The sequence below is a fragment of the Providencia sp. PROV255 genome, from assembly GCF_028478065.1.
GTDB lineage: Bacteria > Pseudomonadota > Gammaproteobacteria > Enterobacterales > Enterobacteriaceae > Providencia > Providencia rettgeri.
This window is the reverse complement of sequence record NZ_JAMPMI010000005.1, coordinates 285470-309575: the sequence shown is the minus strand read 5'-3', so window position 1 is coordinate 309575 and position 24106 is coordinate 285470. Positions and strand designations below refer to the sequence as shown.

Here is a 24106-nt window from a genome sequence, read left to right as displayed (position 1 = left end):
CCAACACCATCCTGCATCAATATAACTGCAGGAAATCAGATAATGATGTCAGCCTTTAGCACGAAATAAGACGGATAAAATAATATGATTGACACGACAATGATCCGCATCCTTGGTGCGTTTTTCTACTACCCTCCGCAATCGGACACTTTACGCAATGTCTACCCTGTCTTGGGTGAAATACCACAATTACATTCTTGGGAAAACCCGGAGCAAATTCAGGCTATTTGTACTTTGTTGTCACAAATACAACCTGATGATATTGCGTATGATTATTCAATTTTATTCGAAGGACAAGGTAGTATGCCCGCTCCGCCTTGGGGCTCAGTGTATTTAGAATATGATAATACGGTTATGGGAGAGTCAACAACGGCTTATCGCGACTTCTTGCAAACGAAAGGTCTAGTCACTGATACAGGGCTACGAGAACCAGAAGACCAATTTGGCTTAATGATGATGGCCGTTTCTGCTTTAGCGGAACAAGAGGACGACAGCGCCATTATTACTTTATTTGAGCAATATTTATTGCCTTGGGCATATCGCTATTTAAAGTTAGTGCAGCAAAGCAAAACAGAGACTGCTTTTTACCCTACCCTTGCACAACTCACTGAAATTTATCTTAAATCACTACAATTGGAATTAGCGTTATCTCCAGTCAATACTGAATTATTCCGCTAAATAAAATACTAAACCAAATGAGCTTATTAAACAAAACATGGGCTCATTTGGTTGCAACCTAAAAAGAAGAGTTTGGCTCTTGTAAAAATGCAATTTCTTCTTGTGTTGATGCACGGCCTAAAATTTCATTACGGTGCGGATAACGGCCAAATTTATCAATAATCGCTTTATGTCGCATTTCAAAATCTAATGTGCCATCGTCACCCAGCATGCGAAATAGCTCAACTGCCTGTAAATGAATAAAACTCGATTCAGAGTGCATAAATGGCATTAGAACAAACTTGCGCTGTGATAATGTCAGGAGATTATAATCATGTTGCTTAATCGCCTCTTGCGCTAATGCTAAAGCCATTGCGTCTTGAGCAAAAGACCTTGGCGTATCACGCCATAAATTACGAGAAAACTGGTCTAGAACAATAATTTCCGCTAAGCGCCCACGAATAGATGCCCGCCAATAAGCTAATTCTCCCTTAGCTGCACGTTCGCAAATATGCGCAAACCGTTGTGCTATCGTCAAATCAAATTTAGCGCTTTTTTCAAACCATTGTTTTGGTGTCGATTCCTCAAACCAAAATGAAAGCACTTCTTCCATGGCATTCATGATTTATTCCTATCTATTTTCTTATTAGTGGTTGTCATAATCCTAGTTAAAAAGAGCCTTAATTGACAGGCTTGAGCTCTAATATCGGTTAATTGCAGATAATTATTTTGTTTTTTGCGATCTAACACAAAAAAACACTCATTATCAACAAGGTAATTTTAACAATATTCCGCGTTATTTATTATTAAATCATTTATTTTCTATTTATAATAATTCGCAACTTTTTAATTTATAAAGATTTGCTTTTTAGTGTGCATGAGAGAATTCATCATGCCTAAATACATACATTTGGTTAACTCAATGTTAGAATTTAACCTATAATGCGTATGTGAATTAGATAGTTACTTACAGTCATTACTTTCAGCGGTTCATATTGGTTCTTATTAAGGAAGGCAATGTAAATGGCAGGACATATGGTACTCATTGGTTGGGCGTTATGGGTTAGCCCTTGTGGCACAGATTCATGTGATGCGTTACCGGTGACTGAAACTATTTTTACACAAGAACAATGTATTAGCCGAAAAAATTACCTAGAATCTAAGCGACCGAACCTCTATTTTCTCTGTGGTGAGGTCTATCGTGATAGCAATGAAATGACCGCTGAAGAGAAACATACCATACCCGCACCGCATCTCCCTCTCAGAACATTGCCAGAACGGCTTTCCCGTTAGTTTGAGCTAACTCCTTTAGCTCAAACTAAACAGGCACCAAATTAAATAATTTCAGCTATTGGGCTCTCTGCTTCAACAAAATCCCCTTTAATAGCCCCGTGTTTCAATGTTCCGGCTCGGTGTGCAACAATTTGCACTTCCATTTTCATTGCTTCCATTACACCGATTACATCCCCTTTTGAAACATTATTTCCCTGAGGGATCAGCCAATTAAACAATATCCCAGAGATGGGGGCATTGACCGCATCAGGATTGTGGACCTTCTGAGGCGCAGAATGGGCTGCTACGGAGTTATTACCTGAAAAACGAGAAAACAATTGAGTGGGTAAACCTAACTCGCAACGCTTTCCATCGATTTCAATGAAAGTACGTGTTATCTCAGGGTCCGATAATGGAATTTGCCGTTTTGCCGGTGGAATTTCCACATTAAATTCGGTCTCTATCCAACGCGTATGTACACTAAAATTATCACAAAAATCAGTTTGTTCCATTACTGCACGGTGGAATGGTAAAACTGATGCAACACCTTCAATAGTAAATTCAGCCAATGCACGGCGTGCACGCGAAATAGCTTGCTCTCGAGTACGACCCACTACAATTAATTTCGCCATTAACGAATCAAAGGTGCCCGGTATTGTTGTTCCAGCCATTACGCCACTGTCAACACGCACTCCAGGCCCCGATGGTGCATCAAAAACGGTAATGGTGCCAGGGGTCGGTAAAAACCCGTTTCCAGCATCTTCAGCATTAATACGAAATTCAAAAGCATGCCCTCGTGGGATCGGCATCTCCTTAATACTTAAAGGTAAGCCTTCTGCAATTCGTAACTGCTCAATCACCAAGTCAATACCTGCGGTTTCCTCTGTGACTGGGTGCTCAACTTGTAAGCGCGTATTCACTTCTAGAAATGACAGCGTTCCATCTTGGCTTAACAAAAATTCAACGGTTCCTGCTCCAACATAACCTGCTTTACGGCAAATATCGGTAGAGGCTTGAATAATTTGTTGTTGTTGACTTTCGGATAAAAAAGGTGCTGGCGACTCTTCAACCAGTTTCTGATTACGACGCTGCAGTGAACAGTCACGGGTTCCCACCACCAGCACGTTGCCATGCGTATCCGCAATAACTTGTGCTTCAATGTGCCGAGGGTTATGCAAAAACTGTTCAATAAAGCATTCACCACGACCAAATGCCGCGGTCGCTTCACGTACAGCCGAATGATAAAGCTCTTCAACTTCATGGAGTTGCCAAGCGACTTTGAGCCCTCTACCTCCACCACCAAACGCAGCCTTAATGGCAATAGGCAAACCATGTTGATGGGCAAATTCGAGGACTTCTTGTGCGCTATTCACCGGGTCTTTTGTGCCAACCACTAGCGGTGCGCCGACCTGCATTGCAATATGACGAGCCTGAACCTTATCGCCTAATATATCAATACTGTTTGCGCTAGGCCCAATCCAGATTAACCCTGCGGCTTCAACTGCACGCGCAAACTCAGCCCGTTCAGATAAAAAACCATATCCTGGATGCACCATCGTCGCACCTGATTGCTGAGCGAGACTAATCAGCTTTTCAATATTCAAATAACTCTCTGTGGGGGAATTTCCTCCAAGCCCGTAGGCTTCATCCGCCATTTTGACGTGGAGTGCATCAATATCGCTATCCGCATAAACGGCAACAGACTGAAAACCATAATCACGACATGCACGGATAATACGAACTGCGATTTCGCCTCGATTAGCAATCAATACTTTATGGTTTTTGTTATTATTCATGTTCATAAGCACAATGGCTCCCTTACAATGCTTTAAATTCACCGAGTGGATTAAAACGTATTTTGGCATTCACCGGGATTTGTCCTGCTAAATCCAAATGGTATTCACATACCGCGCCAATAACGGGATAACCGCCAGTTAAAGGGTGGTCGTTGAGAAACAAAACGGGCTGGCCATTTGCTGGCACTTGAATAGCCCCAATGCAAGTCCCTTCACTCGGTAGCTCCTGTAATTGTTCTCGTTCTAACGGTTTTTCACTCAATAAGCGCAGGCCTATACGGTTTGATGACGCAGTGACTTGCCATAATTGATTCGTTAGTTGCTCAACGGCTTGTTTTGTAAACCAATCCGTTCGAGGTCCCAATACCACATCCAAAACCACTATGTCGCTTTCAGCGGGATAATCAAAAATAGGTGTTTCATACAATGAAACGGCTAATGAAGACGAATTGGTGTTAACCGTTAATGTTTGGCCTGCTGTAATTGGGGCTGGACCAACTTGCGCTAACGTATCAAACGAACAACTCGATAAAATAGGTTCTATGTTAAAACCACCCCGCACAGCAAAATAGCTACGTACACCTTTGTTCGGCCGGCTTAGTTTAATGGTGTCGCCTTTTGCTAAATGAATTGGTTGATAAGTATTAACTTGATATTGTTCGTGTTCTGCCGTGATAACGTCAATAATACAAGGCGCTCCAGTCACTGCAACAATAAGGTCTTTGTGTACCTGAGCCTTAAACCCACCTTGTGTTATCTCTAAAGCGGGTGAGTCTGATTCATTCCCCACAATACGGTTTGCACTACGCAATGCCGATTTATCCATACTGCCTGATTCTGAAATACCTAATGCCGATTGGCCAATACGCCCTAAATCTTGAAATAAAACCTGTAACCCCGTCGTTAAAACGGTTAAATCAGCAGTGGTACTCTCAGGTTTAGTTTCACTTTCTACTTTAGTTGGCAAGCTATAGCTAATCTGACTTTTCGTTGCATCAACAAAGTTGACCCGCGTTCCTGCCTGAACTAACGCAGGTTCAGGTCGATTGATATCCCACATTAATAGCTCAGTCACACCAATCAACTGCCATCCGCCAGGGCTAGCTTGTGGATAGACACTGCTAAACTCTCCCGCTAATGCAACAGAACCCGCAGGAATGCGCACCCTTGGTGATTGACGCCTTGGAACATTCAAATTAGCGCCTTTCGAAACCATGTAACCAAAACCTGGGGCAAAACCGCTAAATGCAACCTGAAATTCATTTTCTGTATGACGACGTATAACTTCAGCGGTGGATATACCTAAATGCAATGCAACATCGGATAAATCCTCCCCATTATAATGAACAGGGATAGTGACCAATTTGCTGGCCTTGCCGACGACACTTGACACATCCCTAAGCGAAATCTTTTCAACCAAATCATTTACATCAATCTTGATCGGGTTATAGCGAATTAAAATCGTCCTTGCTGCTGGCGTAATTTCGTCAATCCCATAAATTGGCATTTCTGTTAATGAATCAGTCAATGCCATTGTTTGTTCAAGACTTTCTAACTCCACCATAAAGGCACTTAAATTGACGGGTAAAAATCTCAATTGGCACCTCTATATATGATATGCGGCATCGGGTACATCCGTAATAAACATGTAACCAGGTGCATGGCTTAATGCGAAAGGAACCCCTGATTTCATCACTGCCGCTTGAGGCGTTACGCCGCAAGCCCAAAAAACGGGGATTTCCCCCTCTTCGATACGAACCGCATCACCGAAGTCAGGTTGCATAATGTCAACAATACCTAATTGTTCTGGTGCACCAATATGAACAGGCGTGCCATGCACTGCAGGAAACCTGCCAGTAATACTCACAGCATCCGCTACTCGATTTGCAGGTATTGGTCGCATTGAAACCACTAGCTCCCCTTGTAAACGCCCAGCTGGGCGACAAAGGTGATTAGTTTTATACATCGGAACATTGGATTTATCGGTGATATGCCGTACATCAATACCGGCTTCAATCATTGGTGTTTCGAAAGTAAAACTGCAACCAATTAAAAAAGTCACTAAATCAGGATATTGTTGGTAAATCGATGTCGCATCCGTAATTTCAGCGGTTAACTGACCATTTTCCCACACACGGTAACGTGGAATATCAGTACGTAAATCAGCACCTTCAGCTAAAACAGTTTGCCAACTCCCTGCTTCGCATACGTCCAAAACAGGGCAGCTCTTTGGATTACGCTGAGCATATAATAAAAAATCAAATGCCCAATCGCGTGGCAATGCAATCATATTGGCTTGAGTCATGCCCGGAGCAAGGCCAGCTGTTGGTTTGTCATATCCTTCGCGGATAGCAAGGCGTGCAAGACGAGCGGCTTCAATGGCCTGCTGTGATGCCTTCATTAGCGGTGTCATTCGCGGTCTCCTTTATGAGCAAAACCATAAATTTCAATACCTTGTTTCTCTAGAATAGCGCGTACCTGTTTTGCCATTTCAAGAGCGCCAGGACTATCGCCATGAACACAAATTGACCCCGCGTCAACCGGTGTAAATTTTCCATCAATTGACATCACACCGTCCTCCATGACCAATTGCAACATGCGGTCTGCGACTATCTGTGGGTCATGTAATACAGAGCCGGCTAATTTTCGAGATACTAATGTACCATCGCTGTTATAAGCTCTATCAGCAAAAGCTTCTGCGACGACATTTAAGCCACATTCTCTCGCCCACTCAATTAATGGCGATCCTGCTAATGCGACTAATATCAGCTGCTTATCAATGGCTAATATCGCATCAATCACCGCCATAGCTTGACGTTTATCATGAGCAATCGTGTTATACAATGCTCCATGGGGTTTAACATATAAAACTTGTGTTCCTGCTGCGGTTGCTAACCCTTGTAATGCACCAATTTGATAAATCACGTCCGCAGTTAATTCATTTGATGCAATATCCATATTACGTCGACCAAATCCCACTAAGTCGGGATAACCAACATGAGCACCAACAGCAACACCATTTTCCTTCGCTGCTTTAAGGGTTTTTAATATCCCTTCTGGCGAACCCGCATGAAAACCGCAGGCAATATTGGCACTACTAACAACAGGAAGAATGGCGGTATCGTTCCCCATTTCCCATTGCCCAAAACTCTCCCCAAGGTCGCTATTTAAATCAATTTGCTTTCTCATGGCTTCTCCTTGAGTTATTTCAGATAATTAAAGATTGCACCGACAGACATTGCGCCCATATACCAAGTGAGTGCACACGTCACAACACCAGACCATAATAGCCAACGTGGATAATGGTAACCTGACATTAAATCTGAGCGTTTCCAGCCGATATAAACAAATAAAGTTAAACCAATAGGTAAAATTAGCCCATTGAAACCACCGGCAAAAACCAATAATGCCGCAGGGGCTGTTCCCATAAATAAATAGACAATCAGAGAAACTGCAATAAATATGATAGTTGCGACATTACGTTGCCTTTCTGTGATAGAAGACTTAAATGCCGTTAAGAAGCTCATTGAGGTATACGCTGCACCAATCACACTGGTAAGTGCTGCAGCCCATAGAATTAAACCGAAGATACGTAAACCAAAATTACCCGCAGCTGCCTGAAATGCTTGCGATGCTGGGTTAGCCGCATGTCCAGAAATATCAATAGTCACACCACTTGCAACTACACCTAAGATAGCCAAAAATAAAATGTAACGCATCAACCCAACAACTAAGATACCTTTTGTCGCAGCGCTAGAAACAACTTTAATGTTTTCAATACCTACTGCGCCTTTATCCAATAAGCGATGAGCGCCTGCATAACAGATATACCCCCCAACAGTGCCCCCAACAATGGTGGTTATCATGGCAAAATCAACCGTGTCCGGTAGTACGCTTTGGCGTAATGCCTCACCAACAGGCGGATTTGATGCAATAGCGACAAATAACGTTAAGCCAATCATCACTACACCTAATCCAATAATTAACCTATCAATAAATGTGCTGGCCTTACGGGAGGAAAAAATATAAATGGCTAATAGTGCGCTAATCAAACCACCCCATTTCGGGTCTAAGCCAACTAAGGCATTAAGCCCTAACCCTGCACCTGCAATATTGCCAATATTAAAAATTAGCCCGCCAAAAATAACTAATATAGCAAGTAAATAACCACTCCCAGGAATTGTGGCATTCGCAATTTCGGATGAGTGCATTTTAGTCAGGGTAACAACTCGCCATATGTTCTGCTGAACAATGAAGTCAATCACAATAGACGCTAATATCCCGAAGGCAAAAGCGGCTCCTAATGTCACGGTAAAAGTAGCCGTTTGTGTGATAAACCCAGGCCCAATGGCAGACGTTGCCATTAAAAAAATTGCGCTTATCAGTGATGAACGGCGGCTTTTCACATATTCAGCCGTAGTTGGTGCACTTTCTTGAGCGGCCATGTGCATACTCCTCTAATAGTTATTGTTTTAATTATTGATGTAGTTGTTGATGTCACAATCACTAAGGCAATTATCGTGCCATTGTTCTACTTGTTACCTATATTGTTAATTCATTTTTAATGGATTGTTGAACAATTAGTATTAAATGATGAATAAACAATCAATAAAAATCGTAATTGCTCGTTTAAAAATCAAGACGAGATCACTTTTTTAACAATTTTCACTGCACATGCATATTGCTTATCGACTAGTTCGCACCAAGTTGGTGCGATAAATTTAGAATTTCACTATTTTTGTGCAAATACATGAAATGGGATGATGAGTAAAAAAGAAAGGAAACTTGCTGCCATAACTTGAATATGTGAATATAACGAATTATTACCCCTGAGACTAAAATTAGCCTTTATTATGAAAAAACAATCTGTTGCACAAACTTTATCTGTCACTATTGCAGAAGTTATACGTTATAAGATAACAGTTGGGGAGATCACGCCGGGTCAGCGCTTATCTGAAGCAACATTAAGTGAAGAACTCGATATCTCTCGCAACACATTGCGAGAAGTATTTCGCGTACTTACGCAGGAAGGTTTGTTAACTTATGCTCCAAATAAGGGTGTATTTGTCTCAGTCCCTGATATGGCCGCCATTATCGATATCTACCAAGTTCGCCGGCTTATTGAGTGTGATGCGTTAACTCATGCATATGCCTTGCATCCATCAGTTCATAAAATGAAAGAGGCTGTTCAAGAAGCTCGTGAACATGAAAAGACCGAGAACTGGGTCGGTGTAGGTACTGCAAATATGAAATTTCATACTGCCATTGTCGAGTTATCCGACAGCGAACGTTTAATTAAATTATACCGTAATGTGTCAGCTGAATTACGACTGGCCTTTGGTCACCTCAATGACCCTAAAATTTTGTATGCTCCCTATATTGATAAAAACCACTCTATTCTTAACTTATTAGATTCTGGCCAAAATTTAGATGCGGCTAATATGTTACGTAATTACTTAGACCTTTCTGAACGCACATTACTCGCTGCACTTAAACGGAAACAATCTGCTCTTTGAATTATTTAAAGTTTAATTTGTCTATTATTAAATTTCTTTATTCTTCACTAATTTCATTACATAAATTTTAGTGATAAATCATTTATCGCAATAACTTTTATATTTTAATAATGCTTCATTATCTAGCCATAATTTTATTAGATTAAATTCTATTTTTTGTTAACTAATTAAATAGAATGATTTAAACATAAAATCACATTCAGAAACCTTTCCAATAAAAATAAAACTTTTAGTGGCTATTTTTCACTCTATTTAGTTTTATCGGCGAAAAACAAGCACTACAACAAACCATTTCATTAACAAACTTAAAACATTTACTCCATTTACTTTAAATATTAATTTACCTTCAAAACTCACCTAAAACTCACATTCATATATAATATTTAACATAAAACGTTATTATTATAATATAATTTAACAAAACAAACAAATTGATATAAATTACACATTGGAATTACTCAAATTTATCGAGTTAATAGTTGTAGTTTTCTCGAATATTCGATATAAAATTTATGATAATAAAAAGACATACATAAGAATTATTAATATAAAATGAGATTTCATTATGACATTAAACCAAGTGACTAAAAAAAAACCGTTTAAATTTGGCCTAGGATGGCAAATATTGGTTGCTCTTATTTTGGGCGTTATTGCTGGTGCGCTTTTACATGATAATACAGAGTACAAAGATTGGTTGATTTTAAATATTCTATCTCCGGCTGGTAAAATATTTATTCAGTTAATCAAGATGATTGTTGTTCCTATTGTAATATCAACCCTAATTGTTGGAATAGCAGGCGTTGGTAATACCAAGCAACTAGGCTCTCTCGGTTTTAAAACTATTCTTTATTTTGAAATTATTACTACAATTGCCATTATCGTCGGTATCTCTTTTGCCAATATATTCCAACCAGGTGTTGGTATTGACATGTCGCAATTAACTCAAGTCGATATTTCACAATATGAAAAAACTACCCAAGAAGTTGAAAGCCACCCTTCCGGGATCATTAATACGATCCTCACTTTAGTTCCAAGTAATATTTTTGCAGCGATGGCGAGTGGTGATATGCTCCCCGTCATCTTTTTTGCTGTATTATTTGGCTTAGGGCTTTCTTCTTTACCATTAGAGAAAAAACAACCATTACTCAATGTATTACAGACTTTCTCTGAAACAATGTTCCGCGTAACAAATATGATTATGATGTATGCTCCAATCGGGGTTTTCGCATTAATATCCGTTACCGTTGCTAACTTTGGTTTCTCATCATTAGTTCCTTTATTGAAACTGGTTATACTCGTCCACTGTGCAATTATATTTTTTGCGGTTGTTGTATTAGGATTAGTTGCCCGTTATTGTCGAATTAATATTTTCACTTTGATGAAAATATTAAAAGATGAATTGTTACTCGCTTATTCGACGGCCAGCTCTGAAACCGTACTTCCTCGTATTATGGATAAAATGGAAAAATACGGAGCGCCTAAGTCTGTAACAAGCTTTGTTATTCCAATTGGTTATTCATTTAACTTAGATGGCTCGACACTATACCAAAGTATTGCCGCTATTTTTATAGCCCAACTTTATGGTATAGAACTCTCCATTGGGCAAGAACTTATCTTAGTATTTACTCTTATGATCACTTCTAAAGGTATTGCTGGTGTCCCAGGTGTTTCATTTGTTGTTCTTCTTGCCACGCTAGGAAGTGTAGGGATTCCATTAGAAGGGTTAGCATTCATCGCAGGTGTTGACAGAATTCTAGATATGGCACGTACGGCACTTAATGTGGTAGGTAATGCCCTAGCCGCTCTGGTTATTGCCAAATGGGAACATAATTATGACGATAAAAAAGCTCGAGAATATGAAAATAGTTTTTAGTTTATTCTAAAGTAACTCTATAATAGAATTGCCTTCGATTAATATCGTTATTGAAGGTAGTTCTATTTTTACGCAATAAATGATCAGTTATTTGTTAAATATTTTTAAATTAGATATTTTTACTTATTAAGCGCAATATATTTCACATTTTTGTAATATTTTATATACAAACTGGTATTTTATAATTAGCGTTACTACACAGAATAAAACTTTTTAATTAACTACTCTTTTTGTTAGCCAAAGCAGGAAACAATGAATCAAATAAGAAGATTTCTTTTGTTTTTAAAGGTACTCCAACACCTAATGGTAATTTTTATATTTTCATTATCATACTTTATGCTACACAGCTGGTTCTAACAAAAAAATCCGTACTAAACAAGACTATAACTTATGATTAAAACGAGATAAAAGGTTTATTTATCTCGTTTTATATTATGAGTCTAAAAAAACTATAATACAAAAAGGGTTATCAGTAAAAAGCCAACTAATTCCTTTTAATCACGATTGCCTTTACTGCTATAGATAAATATAAAGCTAACTATAAAGTGACACTTCCCCTTCCGGCCTAGTTTTAAACCGTCGATGAGCCCAAAGATATTGTTCTGGCGCTTTCATAATTTCCATCTCTAAAACCGAGTTAATTGCTGTTGCATCCTGTAATGCATTACAACTTGGGTACTTAGGTATTTCTTTTCCCAGTATCAAATCATAATTAGCACCACTCTTATTTCTCAATAATGTTACTGTGAGTGTTGGTGATTTAGATAATTGAGCAAGTATTGATGTTCCCTTTGAGGTGGAACTATTTTTAACAGAAAAAAATGGCGCAAATATCGTCCCTTTTCGTCCAAAATCTTGGTCGGGTGCAAACCATATGGACTTACCATTTTTTAACTCTTGAACCATAAATTTCAAATTTTTACGGTCAATCATTCCTTTACCTGAACGGCACCGTCCCTTTGTTTGAATATATTCCATCGCTTTATTATTATGCGGCCGATACATTGCATTAACAGGGAAACAAAGGCCCATAATCCGACCACCTAACTCAAGTGACATAAAATGAACCCCAACAATTATTACACCTTTGTTTTTCGCAATCGCATCTAAATAATTAGACATTCCTTTTACTTGAAAGAGTTTTTTAACTCTTTTATCGCTCCAAAACCAGGCAATTCCAGTTTCAAATAATGCGATCCCCAAAGATTTTAGGTTATCATTTACCAGAATATCTATTTCATTTTTATTTTTGTCCGGAAAACACAACTCTAAGTTTCGTTTAATTATTGATACTCTTCTTTTAATAAAATACCGCGAATTGATACCTAAAAAAGCACCTAACGATATCTGCCATTTATAAGGTAATTGAACCAATAAAAATAAGATAAAAACCCCCATCCATGTTACTAAGTACTTCGGATGGACCAATTTCAGTGAAAATGGGTTTTTGGCGTACATTATATCTCCCAATACTTCGCCTTTGCAGAATGCACGCTATTTTAGACAATATTTAGTCTTTTAAATTCAACATGATTACTACAACAAAATGGGTTTTCACCCACAACTAGCTGAATATCCTTAAAATTCATCTTCTACTTAAGTAGATAACGGTCGGATAACCTTTTCAAAACTATTAAGCAATATTTGATTTTTAGTATGCCAATTAATCAGCAGCTCTGCCGGATTCCTTTTTCCTCTTCAGAACGATACGCCGATTAAACTAAAAACGTAATCACTTAAACAGTAGTGAACTGACAAAATTATCACATATATGGGTTAATTAATCTCATTATTAATATGCATTTTTGTCATTTTACGGATTATTTTGCTTATATTTGTCAATTTAGTCGCTATTTTTAGCAACTTGATGCCATCAACCATAGACTACTATGAGAAAAAATAAGATCAGTAAATTCGCCTAAGATTGTAGCCACTTATAGAGTGGATAGCTCCTCCTATTATAGGAATACCCTAACCACCCTTCACTATTCTCCTCACCAGTTCTGTCGTTAACCCGAATATCCATCTGAGATTTTAATTTCATCTCAGCCATATCTACTCTCTCATTGTTTTAAAATTATTTGAGTGGTGATGTTCTTGATGTACTTATCAGCAACTAGAAGGGGTAAAATGACATGAATTACAAACAAGAAAAAACCCGTTATCTGGTTGAGAGATAACGGGTTCTTATTTGGTGCCGGCTACCGGAGTCGAACTGGTGACCTACTGATTACAAGTCAGTTGCTCTACCAACTGAGCTAAGCCGGCGAATATGGCGGAGAGATAGAGATTCGAACTCTAGGATGGTTTCCCATCGGCGGTTTTCAAGACCGCTGCCTTCGACCGCTCGGCCATCTCTCCATGGGGCGCGATTATGGAGGAATCCCTGCAACTTGTCTACCCCTGAAAGTAAAAAAATTGATTTTTTTACTTCGTTTGGCTAATCTTCACTCAATCACTCTCTCTTTCCCAAGAAAAATGGTAGTATCTGTGCAAAATCGGTGTCTATCCTTTCTCTAGGCGTATGATTTTTAATCTAATAATATTTTAGCCGACGGGACGACTTGCTACAGTATGTACAAACAATCATTATTAAAGCCAAACACTCTTTTTCGTATTTTCGCAGCATTTATTCTGTTGCTAATAGTAATGCTTTTTTTATCGCTATTTAACTACTATCAAGCATTGGTTCAAAGCCGTCAGACTAGTTTGAACAGTATGGCGAGTCGGTTAGCCTATCAAATCGAAGATTATCGTTATCAAGCGAGCCATATCTACAAAATTGCCAATGAAAAGACATCAGTACCTCCCGCCGATAATCTCACTGTGACAGGAATGCGCCATGATATTTTTTGGTTAAGTAGCGCCAACCAATCAATCGATGCCATTGTATTTGGTAATAATAAGCAAAGTAGTAATGTTTTAGCCTCTAAGCTTGCAAATTATATGGAGATTGTCTGGGGTGCCCGTAATGAATATAACTCGATGTATTATCTCAATGGGTTAGACAATACACTAGTCTTAGTAACCACCCATTCAATTCTTAAACCTGAGCTACGATTTAAAGAAAGTTATCTCACCTTAACGGCAGAAGAAAAGCGCGCTGATATGTTGACACAATCAACATTGTTAGATCGACGGGAAATAATTTCAAATATTCAAAAATACTCCCCTGATGACCTTTATTACTATACTTATCGGCTGATGTTTAATTCTCCAGGGCAGTTAACGAGTGTCATATCTTTTGATATTTCGATCAATTCACTGATCCCCCCAAATTTAAATGGGGATTTTTTTACGATAAATACACGCCCTGCAAGCACAGGAAGCAATGAGTCTCATACAACTTGGGTTGGAACTAACCTCATCTTCTCCCACCCTATTGACGGTACCAGTTATCAACTTTATTACCATATTTCATTAAAAAGCATTATTTTTAATGTCATTAGCTATAACTTATGGCTAATGACTGGCATGCTTATCATGATCTTTTTTGCTTTGCTGATTATGCTCTTTATCCGTAAACGCCTGATTTCTCCCAATACAAATATGCTGCAAGAACTGAATTTTAATGAAGCACTGACTAGCGATATTATCAGTCATATTTCGTACGGCATTTTAGTTTACGACTTTAACACTAACAAAAAAATTCTGAGCAATGATATTGCTAATCAACTATTACCTTCCATGGATCTGGTTCACATTAAAGAAATGGCCATGGAAAATCATGATGTTATTCAAGTTTCTATCGAAAATATTGTCTATGAAGTTGTTCTTGTCGATAACATATCAAAATCCAATACAGTTCTCTTCATTATTACGGATAAAGATAAAGAAGCATTAACCCAAAAACGCCAAGAATTAGCGAATCGCGAATACAAAAAAAATATTCATATGCGTAAAGCTGTATTTGAGAATATGTGTAGTGAAATATTGCCTTCACTAATTAAAGTTGATAATCAATTAACCAAACTATCCGAAATTGCCAATATAAATAATCGTGCATTTATTTTAGAAATTGAAAATCAGCTTTTTCATATTAATCGCTGGTTTAAAAATATTAACTTATTAAATCAACTTGAGTCTCAAACTGACCCCGTAAAAACAGAGAACGTTTCTATCAGTAACCTTGTGAGTCAATTTTTAAAACAAAACTTATCGCAGTGTAATAACAAAGGGTTAGCGCTTTATTTTCATAATAATCTCAATCCAGATTCGCTTATCGTGGCTAATCTGGATTATTTAAAGCAATTAATACAGCTAATTTGGGATTATTCTATTGCAACAACCTCTTTTGGAAAAATTTCATTCACGTTATCTTATAATGCTAGTAAAAATATCATCTTACTGAATATTAGAGACAGTGGGACTGGCGTAAGTAATCAAGAACTGAGTAATTTGCAAAGTCCTTTTACTGGACAGATTTTAAATTCCTCTAACTTTACACGTTCAGGTATAACATTTTATTTATGCAAACTACTGGTAAAAAAAATGAATGGTGCTTTTTCTATTCGTTCTAGTGATGCAATCGGCACTCATTATGAAATTACGCTACCTGCAGCTAAAGAGTTACTAGTTAAAGACTACCCGGCTTTATTGGAAGATGTTTGTATACGCTTAAACATACATAATGCAGATATTTCACGGATTGTTAGGAATATATTAACTAATTATGGAGCAGAATATTTGGACTTAAGTGAGAGTTCCCCTCATACCAACTGGGATCTCTTGATAACTGATAATAATGAGGAATATTTTGAAAATATTGTTAAAGTAAATGGTACTCTTTCAGGAATAAACCAATTACAACCTCATTACATCGAAGCTAACTATAATTTTGCTGATGAATTAATTGATGCCATCTCATTACTGATCGAAAACACGGATCATGAACATGAGCATTCTAATAATCTGATTTTTCACAATGTTGATGACCAAACGGTTTCACGAACCTCGAATGAATCAATAGAAGATGCAATTGCAAGTTATCAATTAATACTAGCAAATAGTGGATATCGAGATTTGTTTATCACAACAGTACCGATAGATATTAATAAACTGTATAATAGTGAAAGTGTTGAGGATTTGACCGAATTGAAAAACACTGCACATCGTTTAAAAGGAGTTTTTGCTATGCTCGAATTTACTTTTCTTCATAAGCTTTGTGAAGATTTGGAGCGTTACATAGCAGATGAAAACGGATTGGAAATAAAAAATTGCATTAGCATGCTGGATAATTCAGTCAAAAAACTAATGCCAGAAGGTAACCAATAATATGAATAACCTAAATGTCATTGTTGCCGATGATCACCCTATCGTTCTTTTCGGCATCAGAAAATCACTTGAACAAATTGAATGGGTGAATATCGTAGGGGAATTTGAGGACTCAACCTCTTTGATTAATAACTTAGCACGCTTAAATGCAGACGTGCTAGTTACTGATTTATCAATGCCAGGTGATAAATATGGCGATGGTATTACTTTAATCAAATACATCAAACGGCATTATCCTGATCTATCAATCATTGTTCTCACAATGAACAATAACCCAGCCATTCTTAGCGCAATATTAGAGCTGGATATTGAAGGGATTGTGTTAAAACAAGGCGCACCAGCTGATTTACCTAAAGCTTTAGCCGCTTTACAGAAAGGCAAAAAATTCACGCCAGAAAGTGTGAGTAAGCTACTGGAAAAAGTCAATGCAAGTGGCTACGGCGATAAACGCTTATCACCAAAAGAAAGTGAAGTACTACGTTTATTTGCTGAAGGCTTTTTAGTCACTGAAATTGCGAAAAAACTTAACCGTAGCATAAAAACGATCAGTAGCCAGAAAAAATCAGCCATGCTGAAATTAGGCGTTGAAAATGATATTGCGCTGCTAAATTACCTTTCTTCTGTAAGTATTGATAACTCGCCTTCAGAGTGAGTTTCATTTCAATGATAAGACTACACCAATAAAAACCCAGTTATGGGTTTTTATTTTTGCATTCATCTTTAAGTATATTTAACAGTAGCGCGTCAGGGTCTCTCGTAAAATTGCAATTGTTGTTGGTTTTGACAAACAATCATTCATTCCTGCATTAATACAGCGTTGCTTTTCTTCTGCCATTGCATTAGCAGTTAATGCGATAACGGGTAAGCTAAACTCTAAGCGCCGCAGTTCTTTTGCCAGCTGATAACCATCCATATTTGGCATATTTACATCCGTTAAAACAATATCAACGTGATGATTATTTAGATATTTTAGTGCATCTAATCCATCTATTGCAGTGCCTGTAGTAAAACCGATAGACGCTAATTGTTCACTCAATAATGCTCGGTTAATTGGGTGGTCATCGACAATTAACACATGGCATTCACCTAACGAATTATCAGCAACCAATGGTTGATTTGCTATATTATTTTTCTGCGATTGCTCAATCGTTTTCATGATGACTTTATCAATTAAAACAGGCAACTTATCTAATTGATATGTATTATAAATCCATTGGTGTGATTTTATTTCGTGAAGTTCACCGGCATAAAAACTTGATAACTGGATATGATCTTCACAGGTTATACCTCCGGTATACTCATAATCGGTTATTAGCAGGTCATAATTTTGTGTTTTATCAATCGAGTGATGACCCACAACCGTAAATTGCTCATGACTTAACAAGCGTAAAAGAAAATTCATTAAAAATTCATTTCGGCACGAGATAGCAATACGATAATGTGCACGATATTCTGGAATGTTTTTCTTAATATATTCTTGACCATATAAAGGAATACGAATAGTAAATGAGCTACCAAGCCCAATTTGGGAATTGACCTCAATATCACCATCCATAAGGTTAATCAGTTTTTCACAAATCGCTAATCCTAACCCTGTTCCTTTATGACCGATATTATTTTGGTCATGAACTTGAAAAAATGGGTCAAACAACTGCATGACCACTGCATGGGTCATTCCAATTCCTGAATCACGTATTTCAATCTTTAAATAATTCTCATCTTTCCAAACATACAGCAATACAAAGCCTGATTCTGTAAATTTAATACTGTTATTAACAATATTAGAAACCACTTGTTGTAAACGCACAGAATCGTTCAAAATGAGATCAGGAATGTTAGGTTCAATATAAGAATATAATGATATTTTTTTCTTAGACACTAATGGCAAGTAGTTCGCTAATACGAACTCAAAAACTTCACGACAATTAAACAGTTTGCTTTCTATTTTCAACTGCTTAGATTCAATTTTTGAAAAGTCCAAAATATCACTAATAATCTGTAATAAAAGCGACGATGAGTTATCCATAGTGGAAACCAAACGTGTCGCTTTCTCAGATAACTCATAACGTTGTAGCAATTCTATGTTACCAATAATGCCATATAACGGTGTTCTTAATTCATGGCTTACTGTCGCTAAGAACATCGACTTAGCATGGTTCGCTTGTTCCGCTGCATCGGCTACATCTTGCAACGATTTTTCCATTTGAACACGAATACTGATGTCCACTAATACACAAATAGCGACATCTTCATTCTGATAACGAGAGTTTACAAAGCTAATTTGTAAATGTGTGCCATTGGTTGTCACCACATCAATATAATTGCTCGTTTTTTGACGAATGATTGTTAATATTCGCTGTTTATCATCTTCATTTAATAGCCGGAAATAGTCATGAGCTAATTCATTACTAAGGATATTACCTCCATCGGTTAATCTTAAAATGATGATACCGACAGGTGCTGATGCCACTATTTTGTGATTGAATTGTTCATGCTCTTCAAGCCGTATCGCGGTGTTCTCTGCAGGTTCTAGCATTTTCCTTTCAAGTAACCAAATTAAAAAGAAAATTAGCCCACCCGTAAAAATATTAAGGACAATACCGTAAAAAATAGTATTTTCTAAACTAGTTAATATTTCAGACGTCGCAATGGAGAAAATGACCGTAATTTGAGAGGGCAGTAAGCGTTTTTTGAAGATTAATTTTGAATAATCTGAGTTAAAACCAAAGAATGAAGGCTCTGAAATATTGAGTAACGCTGAGCTCTTAGGGTTGATATCGATAGGAGAATATAAAACAGGCTGGTTATAGTCGTTAATTATTAGTATTTCGATAGCTTTATTTCGGCGTATATTGAATTGATTCAAGTTAATTGAACGTTCTAACCCAATAAACGCAGGCAGCATGTTATCGTGCTTGATTGCCTGAATTAAGTAAACTTGCCCATAATCTGGCTGTGCACCATGCATAATTGTAAATAAATTGCGCTCTTTTCCTTGTAACCTCAAGCCTTGGTAAGTCCGCACACTTTCATAGCTGACTTTTTTGAGTATTTCGATATCAGATATTGTTGAGCGGATCGGATAATCCACCATACAATAACTTCTTGAACCAACTAAAAAGACATGGTTTAAAGCTTGAGGTGCAGCAATACTCTCTTTCCAAAAGTAATTCAGTTGTTCAAAAGCCTGCAAGTAATTCTCTGCTCTATCCCTAAAATAATCACAATCCGTATTCGGCGTTAATTTATAGAAAGAGTAATTAGATGCGTTCGGTAATTCGAGAAATTTACTTGGAAGATTCTTTACTTCTGTCGATTCTTGTAGCTTTACTCGATATAGCTCAGTCATTGACTGGATAGAATTAAGTGTCGCTCCGGTTTGTTGAATATAGGCTTGCAGGTTTTCATAACCCGAATAGAACTGTTGACGAATGTCCGATTTGTATTCATTAAATTGCGAATAAAGGAAGAATAAAGTAATAAAAACGCCCATACCCCACAACATCAAGCCGAGGATACGAAATAAATCCCGAGAAAGTCTAAGTGATGTTTTAAACGAGGGTAAATATCTCAAGCGCTTTCCTGTATATTCGATACTATGACCGCTAATTATACTCGATTACATGATAAAAAAGCGACTAACATGAAAAGTATTAAAATTAAGACATTAAGGTTAGAAACTAAAACGGGCAGCTAATTACGCTACCCGTTCATTAAATTAAACGCGATGATTACTCTTGATCGTCGATATTTGCATCATCAACACCATTTTCTTCAGTGTTTTCATTTGCAATCTCATCATCATTGTTTTCATCGTCATCTGTTTCAGCAACGCGCTGCAAACCAACAACTTTTTCATCTTCAGCGGTTCTAATCAAGGTAACACCTTGAGTATTACGGCCAACTACGCTCACTTCAGACACCCGTGTACGAACTAATGTGCCGGCATCCGTGATCATCATGATTTGGTCTGTTTCATCAACCTGAATCGCGCCAACTACATTCCCGTTTCGCTCACTCACTTTAATGGAGATAACCCCTTGAGTTGCACGAGATTTAGTTGGGTATTCAGCTTCTTCAGTACGTTTACCGTAACCATTTTCTGTCACAGTTAAGATATGCCCTTCTCCACGTGGAATAATCAAAGAAACGACTTTGTCGTTATCCATTAATTTAATACCACGTACACCTGTTGCGGTACGTCCCATAGGACGAACGGCATCTTCAGCGAAGCGCACAACTTTACCCTGAGCTGAAAACAGCATGACTTCGTTTGAACCATCTGTTAAATCAACACCAATCAGTTCATCACCGTCATTCAAGTTCACCGCAATAATACCGGCACTTCTTGGGCGACTAAACTCTTGTAAAGGCGTTTTCTTCACAGTACCACTCGCCGTTGCCATGAAGACGTTGTAACCCTCTTCATATTCACGTACAGGTAAGATGGCCGTAATACGCTCATCTTGTTCTAGTGGTAATAAGTTAACAATTGGGCGACCACGAGCGCCACGGCTCGCTTCTGGTAATTGGTAAACTTTCATCCAATATAACCGACCACGGCTTGAGAAACACAAGATGGTGTCATGTGTATTGGCGACCAATAATCGTTCAATGAAGTCTTCGTCTTTAGTTCTTGCCGCAGACTTACCTTTACCACCACGGCGCTGTGCTTCGTAATCAGACAGAGGCTGATATTTCACATAACCTTGATGAGATAATGTCACCACTACATCTTCTTGGTTGATCAAATCTTCAATATTGATGTCTGCGGTATTTTCTGTAATTTCTGTACGACGAGGGTCGTTGTAAGTATCACGAATAATTTCTAACTCTTCGCGAATCACTTCCATCAAACGTTCAGGGCTGCGTAAAATAAACAGTAAAGCTTCAATTTGCACTAGAAGTTCACGGTACTCTTCCAGTAATTTTTCGTGCTCAAGGCCCGTTAATTTTTGGAGGCGTAAGTCCAAAATAGCTTGGGCTTGTTGTTCAGTCAGGAAATATTGCCCTTCATGCACACCAAACTGAGGCTCTAACCACTCAGGACGAGCGGCGTCATCACCCGCGCGTTCTAGCATCGCAGCAACATTACCCAGATCCCAAGAGCGTGCAATTAGCCCTGCTTTTGCTTCGGCAGGCGTTGGTGCTTTACGGATCAGTTCAATAATTGGGTCAATATTAGCCAGAGCGATTGCTAGTGCTTCAAGGATATGAGCACGGTCACGCGCTTTGCGTAATTCAAAAATCGTACGACGAGTGACAACTTCACGACGGTGACGCACAAAAGCAGCAATGATATCTTTTAAATTCAGTATTTTGGGTTGCCCTTGATGTAGAGCTACCATATTGATACCAAAAGAAACTTGCAATTGGGTCAATGAATATAAGTTGTTTAGTACAACTTCACCCACCGCATCGCGTTTAACTTCAATAACAATGCGCATACCGTCTTTATCCGACTCGTCACGCAGTGCACTGATACCCTCAACGCGTTTGTCTTTAACTAATTCTGCAATTTTTTCAATCAAGCGAGCTTTATTCACTTGATAAGGGATTTCGCTGACAATAATGGTTTCACGACCATTTTTCTCATCGACTTCCACTTCAGCGCTTGCACGGATATAGACCTTGCCACGCCCTGTACGATATGCATCAATAATCCCACGACGGCCGTTGATAATCGCCGCTGTAGGGAAGTCAGGCCCTGGAATGTGCTCCATTAAGCCTTCAATACTGATGTCTTCATCTTCTATATAGGCAAGACAACCATTAATCACTTCCCCTAAATTGTGAGGTGGAATATTGGTTGCCATCCCAACAGCAATACCTGACGACCCATTAACCAAAAGGTTGGGGATTTTCGTCGGCATAACTTCAGGAATTTGCTCTGTTCCATCATAGTTTGGAACGAAATCAACGGTTTCTTTTTCAAGGTCAGCCAGTAGCTCATGGGCAATTTTCGCCATACGGATTTCCGTATAACGCATTGCCGCTGCGGAGTCTCCGTCAACTGAACCGAAGTTTCCCTGACCATCAACCAGCATGTAACGCATTGAGAAAGGCTGTGCTAGACGAACGATTGTCTCGTAAACAGCGCTATCACCATGTGGATGGTATTTACCGATGACGTCCCCAACAATACGGGCAGATTTTTTATAGGGTTTATTCCAATCATTTCCCAATACATTCATCGCAAACAGTACTCTGCGGTGTACTGGCTTCAGTCCATCTCGAACATCTGGAAGTGCACGGCCGACAATAACGGACATTGCATAATCCAAATACGAACTTTTAAGCTCTTCTTCGATATTAACTGGTGTGATTTCTCTGGCAATCTCGCTCATGGAACCACTGTCCCTCATAACTTCGGATTCAAAGAGTAGAACTATACCACAATTCGCCAATTTAATAAAAATAAGAGACGGGTATTTGTCTTCCAAGCTATGTATAATAGCGGAAAATTAAGTTTATGTGTCCGAAACTTGAGGGTTTATCAATTAATAACTGCAATAATTGCATTGTTGTTTATATTTTAGCCATCAATTCTTATCGGACCGCTATCTCCCCCTACTGAACATAGTTTAAATATAATTATCGTTAATAGGCTTTAGGGAATAGGTTAAAAATAGGAGCTTCTTTGTATGAATGACACCCAAACCCCAACGTACCTTAACGTCGATAAGCAAGAGATCGAGAAATTTGAGTCCATCGCTTCGCGTTGGTGGGACTTAGAAGGTGAATTTGCCCCACTACACCGCATCAACCCTTTACGTTTAGGTTATATTATGCAGCGTGTAGACGGTGTTTTCGGTAAAAAAATTCTTGATGTTGGTTGTGGCGGTGGCATTTTATCCGAAAGTATGGCGCGTGAAGGTGCAGAAGTCACCGGCCTTGATATGGGGGCTGAACCCTTAATGGTCGCACGCTTACATTCTCTTGAGTCCGGTATTCCGGTTGAATATGTCCAAGAAACCGTCGAACAGCACGCAGACAAGCACCCTCAAGCCTATGATGTTGTCACATGTATGGAGATGCTTGAACATGTTCCGGACCCTCAGTCTGTCGTTAGAGCTTGCGCTAAATTAGTGAAACCGGGTGGACACGTGATTTTTTCAACCATTAACCGTAACAAAAAAGCATGGTTAATGGCTGTTGTCGCCGCTGAATATATTATGAAAATCGTGCCTAAAGGGACTCATGATGCCAACAAATTTATTCGCCCTTCTGAGTTAATTGGCTGGATTGACGGAACACCACTGAAAGATAAACATATCATAGGGTTACACTTCAACCCATTAACGGATAAATTCTGGCTAGGGCCAAATGTTGATGTAAATTATATGCTGCATACTGTGAGCGAATAGTCATTCAGTCGTGAAAAGAATAAATCACAAGCAGTACGTTTAAGAAAGCAGCAAACGATCGCAGTTTACAAAATTTATTTTAGTCCTCATGTCGGAAGCATTTTTTTTATTAATGCCTTTTACCATGCAGCTTACCGACATGATCTGTTTTCTTATCCAACCAGTTATCCACAAGATCCCTCTAATTTGTTCACTTGATAAAATCACATATTAACATTATCTTGTTATGGTATTCTAAACAAACTACTACATATAGTGGTACAAGCAAACATAACACTACTAGCCTCATGGCATTACACCATGAGCTTTTTTATGTTTTTTTAACCCATTTGTAGTTCAACCAAGGTGTAC

General features: G+C 38.4%; 16 protein-coding genes and 2 tRNA genes. 7 read left to right on the top strand and 11 right to left on the bottom strand.

All coding sequences use genetic code 11. The annotated features are described in order from the left end of the window. Nucleotides 1-84 precede the first annotated feature (84 nt). Nucleotides 85-678 (top strand): TorD/DmsD family molecular chaperone, encoded by a 594-nt coding sequence (locus PR725_RS05090; protein ID WP_272537685.1) that lies wholly within the window; start codon nt 85-87, stop codon nt 676-678. Between the two features lie 58 nt (nt 679-736). Here PR725_RS05090 and PR725_RS05085 read toward each other — a convergent pair whose 3' ends face one another. Continuing rightward, the gene (locus tag PR725_RS05085) at nt 737-1279 is read right to left on the bottom strand and encodes a DUF924 family protein (protein WP_004912147.1); all 543 of its coding nucleotides are present in this window, start codon (nt 1277-1279) and stop codon (nt 737-739) included. Nucleotides 1280-1680: 401 nt separating this feature from the next. Here PR725_RS05085 and PR725_RS05080 point away from each other — a divergent pair, with 401 nt between their 5' ends. Further along, nucleotides 1681-1950, top strand: coding sequence for a hypothetical protein (locus PR725_RS05080; protein ID WP_004912150.1), 270 nt, complete (start codon nt 1681-1683; stop codon nt 1948-1950). A 41-nt stretch (nt 1951-1991) separates the two neighbouring features. Here the strand turns inward: PR725_RS05080 and PR725_RS05075 are convergent, their stop codons facing one another. The 5 genes from PR725_RS05075 to PR725_RS05055 are packed head-to-tail and all read right to left on the bottom strand — an operon-like array spanning nt 1992 to nt 8170. Continuing rightward, the gene (locus PR725_RS05075; protein ID WP_196718742.1) at nt 1992-3731 is read right to left on the bottom strand and encodes an acetyl/propionyl/methylcrotonyl-CoA carboxylase subunit alpha; all 1740 of its coding nucleotides are present in this window, start codon (nt 3729-3731) and stop codon (nt 1992-1994) included. A gap of 16 nt (nt 3732-3747) precedes the next feature. After that, entirely contained in the window at nt 3748-5322 is a 1575-nt protein-coding gene (locus tag PR725_RS05070) for a 5-oxoprolinase/urea amidolyase family protein (protein WP_117162378.1), read from the bottom strand. Between the two features lie 9 nt (nt 5323-5331). After that, a complete protein-coding gene (locus PR725_RS05065; RefSeq protein ID WP_004912159.1) occupies nt 5332-6138 on the bottom strand; it encodes a putative hydro-lyase in 807 nt (268 codons plus the stop codon). Next, on the bottom strand, nt 6135-6914 hold the full coding sequence (locus tag PR725_RS05060; RefSeq protein ID WP_109911569.1) for a LamB/YcsF family protein: 780 nt from the start codon (nt 6912-6914) through the stop codon (nt 6135-6137). Before PR725_RS05060 ends, PR725_RS05065 begins: the two co-directional genes overlap by 4 nt. A 14-nt stretch (nt 6915-6928) precedes the next feature. Then, nucleotides 6929-8170, bottom strand: a complete 1242-nt coding sequence (locus tag PR725_RS05055) for an NRAMP family divalent metal transporter (RefSeq protein ID WP_004912166.1) — start codon at nt 8168-8170, stop codon at nt 6929-6931. A 408-nt stretch (nt 8171-8578) separates the two neighbouring features. On the opposite strand from PR725_RS05055, the gene PR725_RS05050 reads away from it, so the two are divergent. Together PR725_RS05050 and gltP are read left to right on the top strand one after the other, a co-directional pair. Continuing rightward, entirely contained in the window at nt 8579-9241 is a 663-nt protein-coding gene (locus tag PR725_RS05050; RefSeq protein ID WP_004912169.1) for a GntR family transcriptional regulator, read from the top strand. A 565-nt stretch (nt 9242-9806) separates the two neighbouring features. Continuing rightward, a complete protein-coding gene (gene gltP, locus PR725_RS05045) occupies nt 9807-11114 on the top strand; it encodes a glutamate/aspartate:proton symporter GltP (protein WP_109911568.1) in 1308 nt (435 codons plus the stop codon). Nucleotides 11115-11648: 534 nt separating this feature from the next. Here gltP and lpxL read toward each other — a convergent pair. The 3 genes from lpxL to PR725_RS05030 all read right to left on the bottom strand — a co-directional run bounded on the left by lpxL (nt 11649) and on the right by PR725_RS05030 (nt 13475). Next, nucleotides 11649-12572 (bottom strand): LpxL/LpxP family Kdo(2)-lipid IV(A) lauroyl/palmitoleoyl acyltransferase, encoded by a 924-nt coding sequence (gene lpxL / locus PR725_RS05040; protein WP_109911567.1) that lies wholly within the window; start codon nt 12570-12572, stop codon nt 11649-11651. A 734-nt stretch (nt 12573-13306) separates the two neighbouring features. Then, nucleotides 13307-13382 (bottom strand) — tRNA-Thr (locus tag PR725_RS05035). 5 nt (nt 13383-13387) lie between these two features. Then, a tRNA-Ser gene (locus PR725_RS05030) sits at nt 13388-13475 on the bottom strand. Between the two features lie 213 nt (nt 13476-13688). Here PR725_RS05030 and rcsD point away from each other — a divergent pair. Both rcsD and rcsB read left to right on the top strand, forming a co-directional pair. Further along, a complete protein-coding gene (gene rcsD / locus PR725_RS05025) occupies nt 13689-16388 on the top strand; it encodes a phosphotransferase RcsD (protein WP_117162379.1) in 2700 nt (899 codons plus the stop codon). A 1-nt stretch (nt 16389) separates the two neighbouring features. Then, on the top strand, nt 16390-17040 hold the full coding sequence (gene rcsB, locus PR725_RS05020) for a response regulator transcription factor RcsB (protein WP_004259923.1): 651 nt from the start codon (nt 16390-16392) through the stop codon (nt 17038-17040). A gap of 78 nt (nt 17041-17118) precedes the next feature. On the opposite strand, the gene rcsC is transcribed toward rcsB, so the two are convergent. Beyond that, nucleotides 17119-19905, bottom strand: coding sequence for a two-component system sensor histidine kinase RcsC (gene rcsC / locus PR725_RS05015; protein WP_238563288.1), 2787 nt, complete (start codon nt 19903-19905; stop codon nt 17119-17121). A 214-nt stretch (nt 19906-20119) separates the two neighbouring features. Continuing rightward, entirely contained in the window at nt 20120-22735 is a 2616-nt protein-coding gene (gyrA, locus tag PR725_RS05010) for a DNA topoisomerase (ATP-hydrolyzing) subunit A (protein WP_004912190.1), read from the bottom strand. Nucleotides 22736-23032: 297 nt separating this feature from the next. Between gyrA and ubiG the strand changes: the two genes are divergently transcribed. Beyond that, nucleotides 23033-23755 carry a bifunctional 2-polyprenyl-6-hydroxyphenol methylase/3-demethylubiquinol 3-O-methyltransferase UbiG gene (gene ubiG / locus PR725_RS05005; protein ID WP_004912192.1) on the top strand — a complete coding sequence of 241 codons (723 nt, stop codon included), beginning with the start codon at nt 23033-23035 and terminating at the stop codon, nt 23753-23755. The last annotated feature ends 351 nt before the right edge of the window (nt 23756-24106 follow it).

What these genes read in the sequence shown, in the direction of transcription:
- PR725_RS05090 (WP_272537685.1), top strand. Translation starts at nt 85, where the DNA reads ATGATTGACACGACAATGATCCGCATCCTTGGTGCGTTTTTCTACTAC.
- PR725_RS05085 (WP_004912147.1), bottom strand. Translation starts at nt 1,279, where the DNA reads ATGAATGCCATGGAAGAAGTGCTTTCATTTTGGTTTGAGGAATCGACA.
- PR725_RS05080 (WP_004912150.1), top strand. Translation starts at nt 1,681, where the DNA reads ATGGCAGGACATATGGTACTCATTGGTTGGGCGTTATGGGTTAGCCCT.
- PR725_RS05075 (WP_196718742.1), bottom strand. Translation starts at nt 3,731, where the DNA reads ATGAACATGAATAATAACAAAAACCATAAAGTATTGATTGCTAATCGA.
- PR725_RS05065 (WP_004912159.1), bottom strand. Translation starts at nt 6,138, where the DNA reads ATGACACCGCTAATGAAGGCATCACAGCAGGCCATTGAAGCCGCTCGT.
- PR725_RS05060 (WP_109911569.1), bottom strand. Translation starts at nt 6,914, where the DNA reads ATGAGAAAGCAAATTGATTTAAATAGCGACCTTGGGGAGAGTTTTGGG.
- PR725_RS05055 (WP_004912166.1), bottom strand. Translation starts at nt 8,170, where the DNA reads ATGGCCGCTCAAGAAAGTGCACCAACTACGGCTGAATATGTGAAAAGC.
- PR725_RS05050 (WP_004912169.1), top strand. Translation starts at nt 8,579, where the DNA reads ATGAAAAAACAATCTGTTGCACAAACTTTATCTGTCACTATTGCAGAA.
- gltP (WP_109911568.1), top strand. Translation starts at nt 9,807, where the DNA reads ATGACATTAAACCAAGTGACTAAAAAAAAACCGTTTAAATTTGGCCTA.
- lpxL (WP_109911567.1), bottom strand. Translation starts at nt 12,572, where the DNA reads ATGTACGCCAAAAACCCATTTTCACTGAAATTGGTCCATCCGAAGTAC.
- rcsD (WP_117162379.1), top strand. Translation starts at nt 13,689, where the DNA reads ATGTACAAACAATCATTATTAAAGCCAAACACTCTTTTTCGTATTTTC.
- rcsB (WP_004259923.1), top strand. Translation starts at nt 16,390, where the DNA reads ATGAATAACCTAAATGTCATTGTTGCCGATGATCACCCTATCGTTCTT.
- gyrA (WP_004912190.1), bottom strand. Translation starts at nt 22,735, where the DNA reads ATGAGCGAGATTGCCAGAGAAATCACACCAGTTAATATCGAAGAAGAG.
- ubiG (WP_004912192.1), top strand. Translation starts at nt 23,033, where the DNA reads ATGAATGACACCCAAACCCCAACGTACCTTAACGTCGATAAGCAAGAG.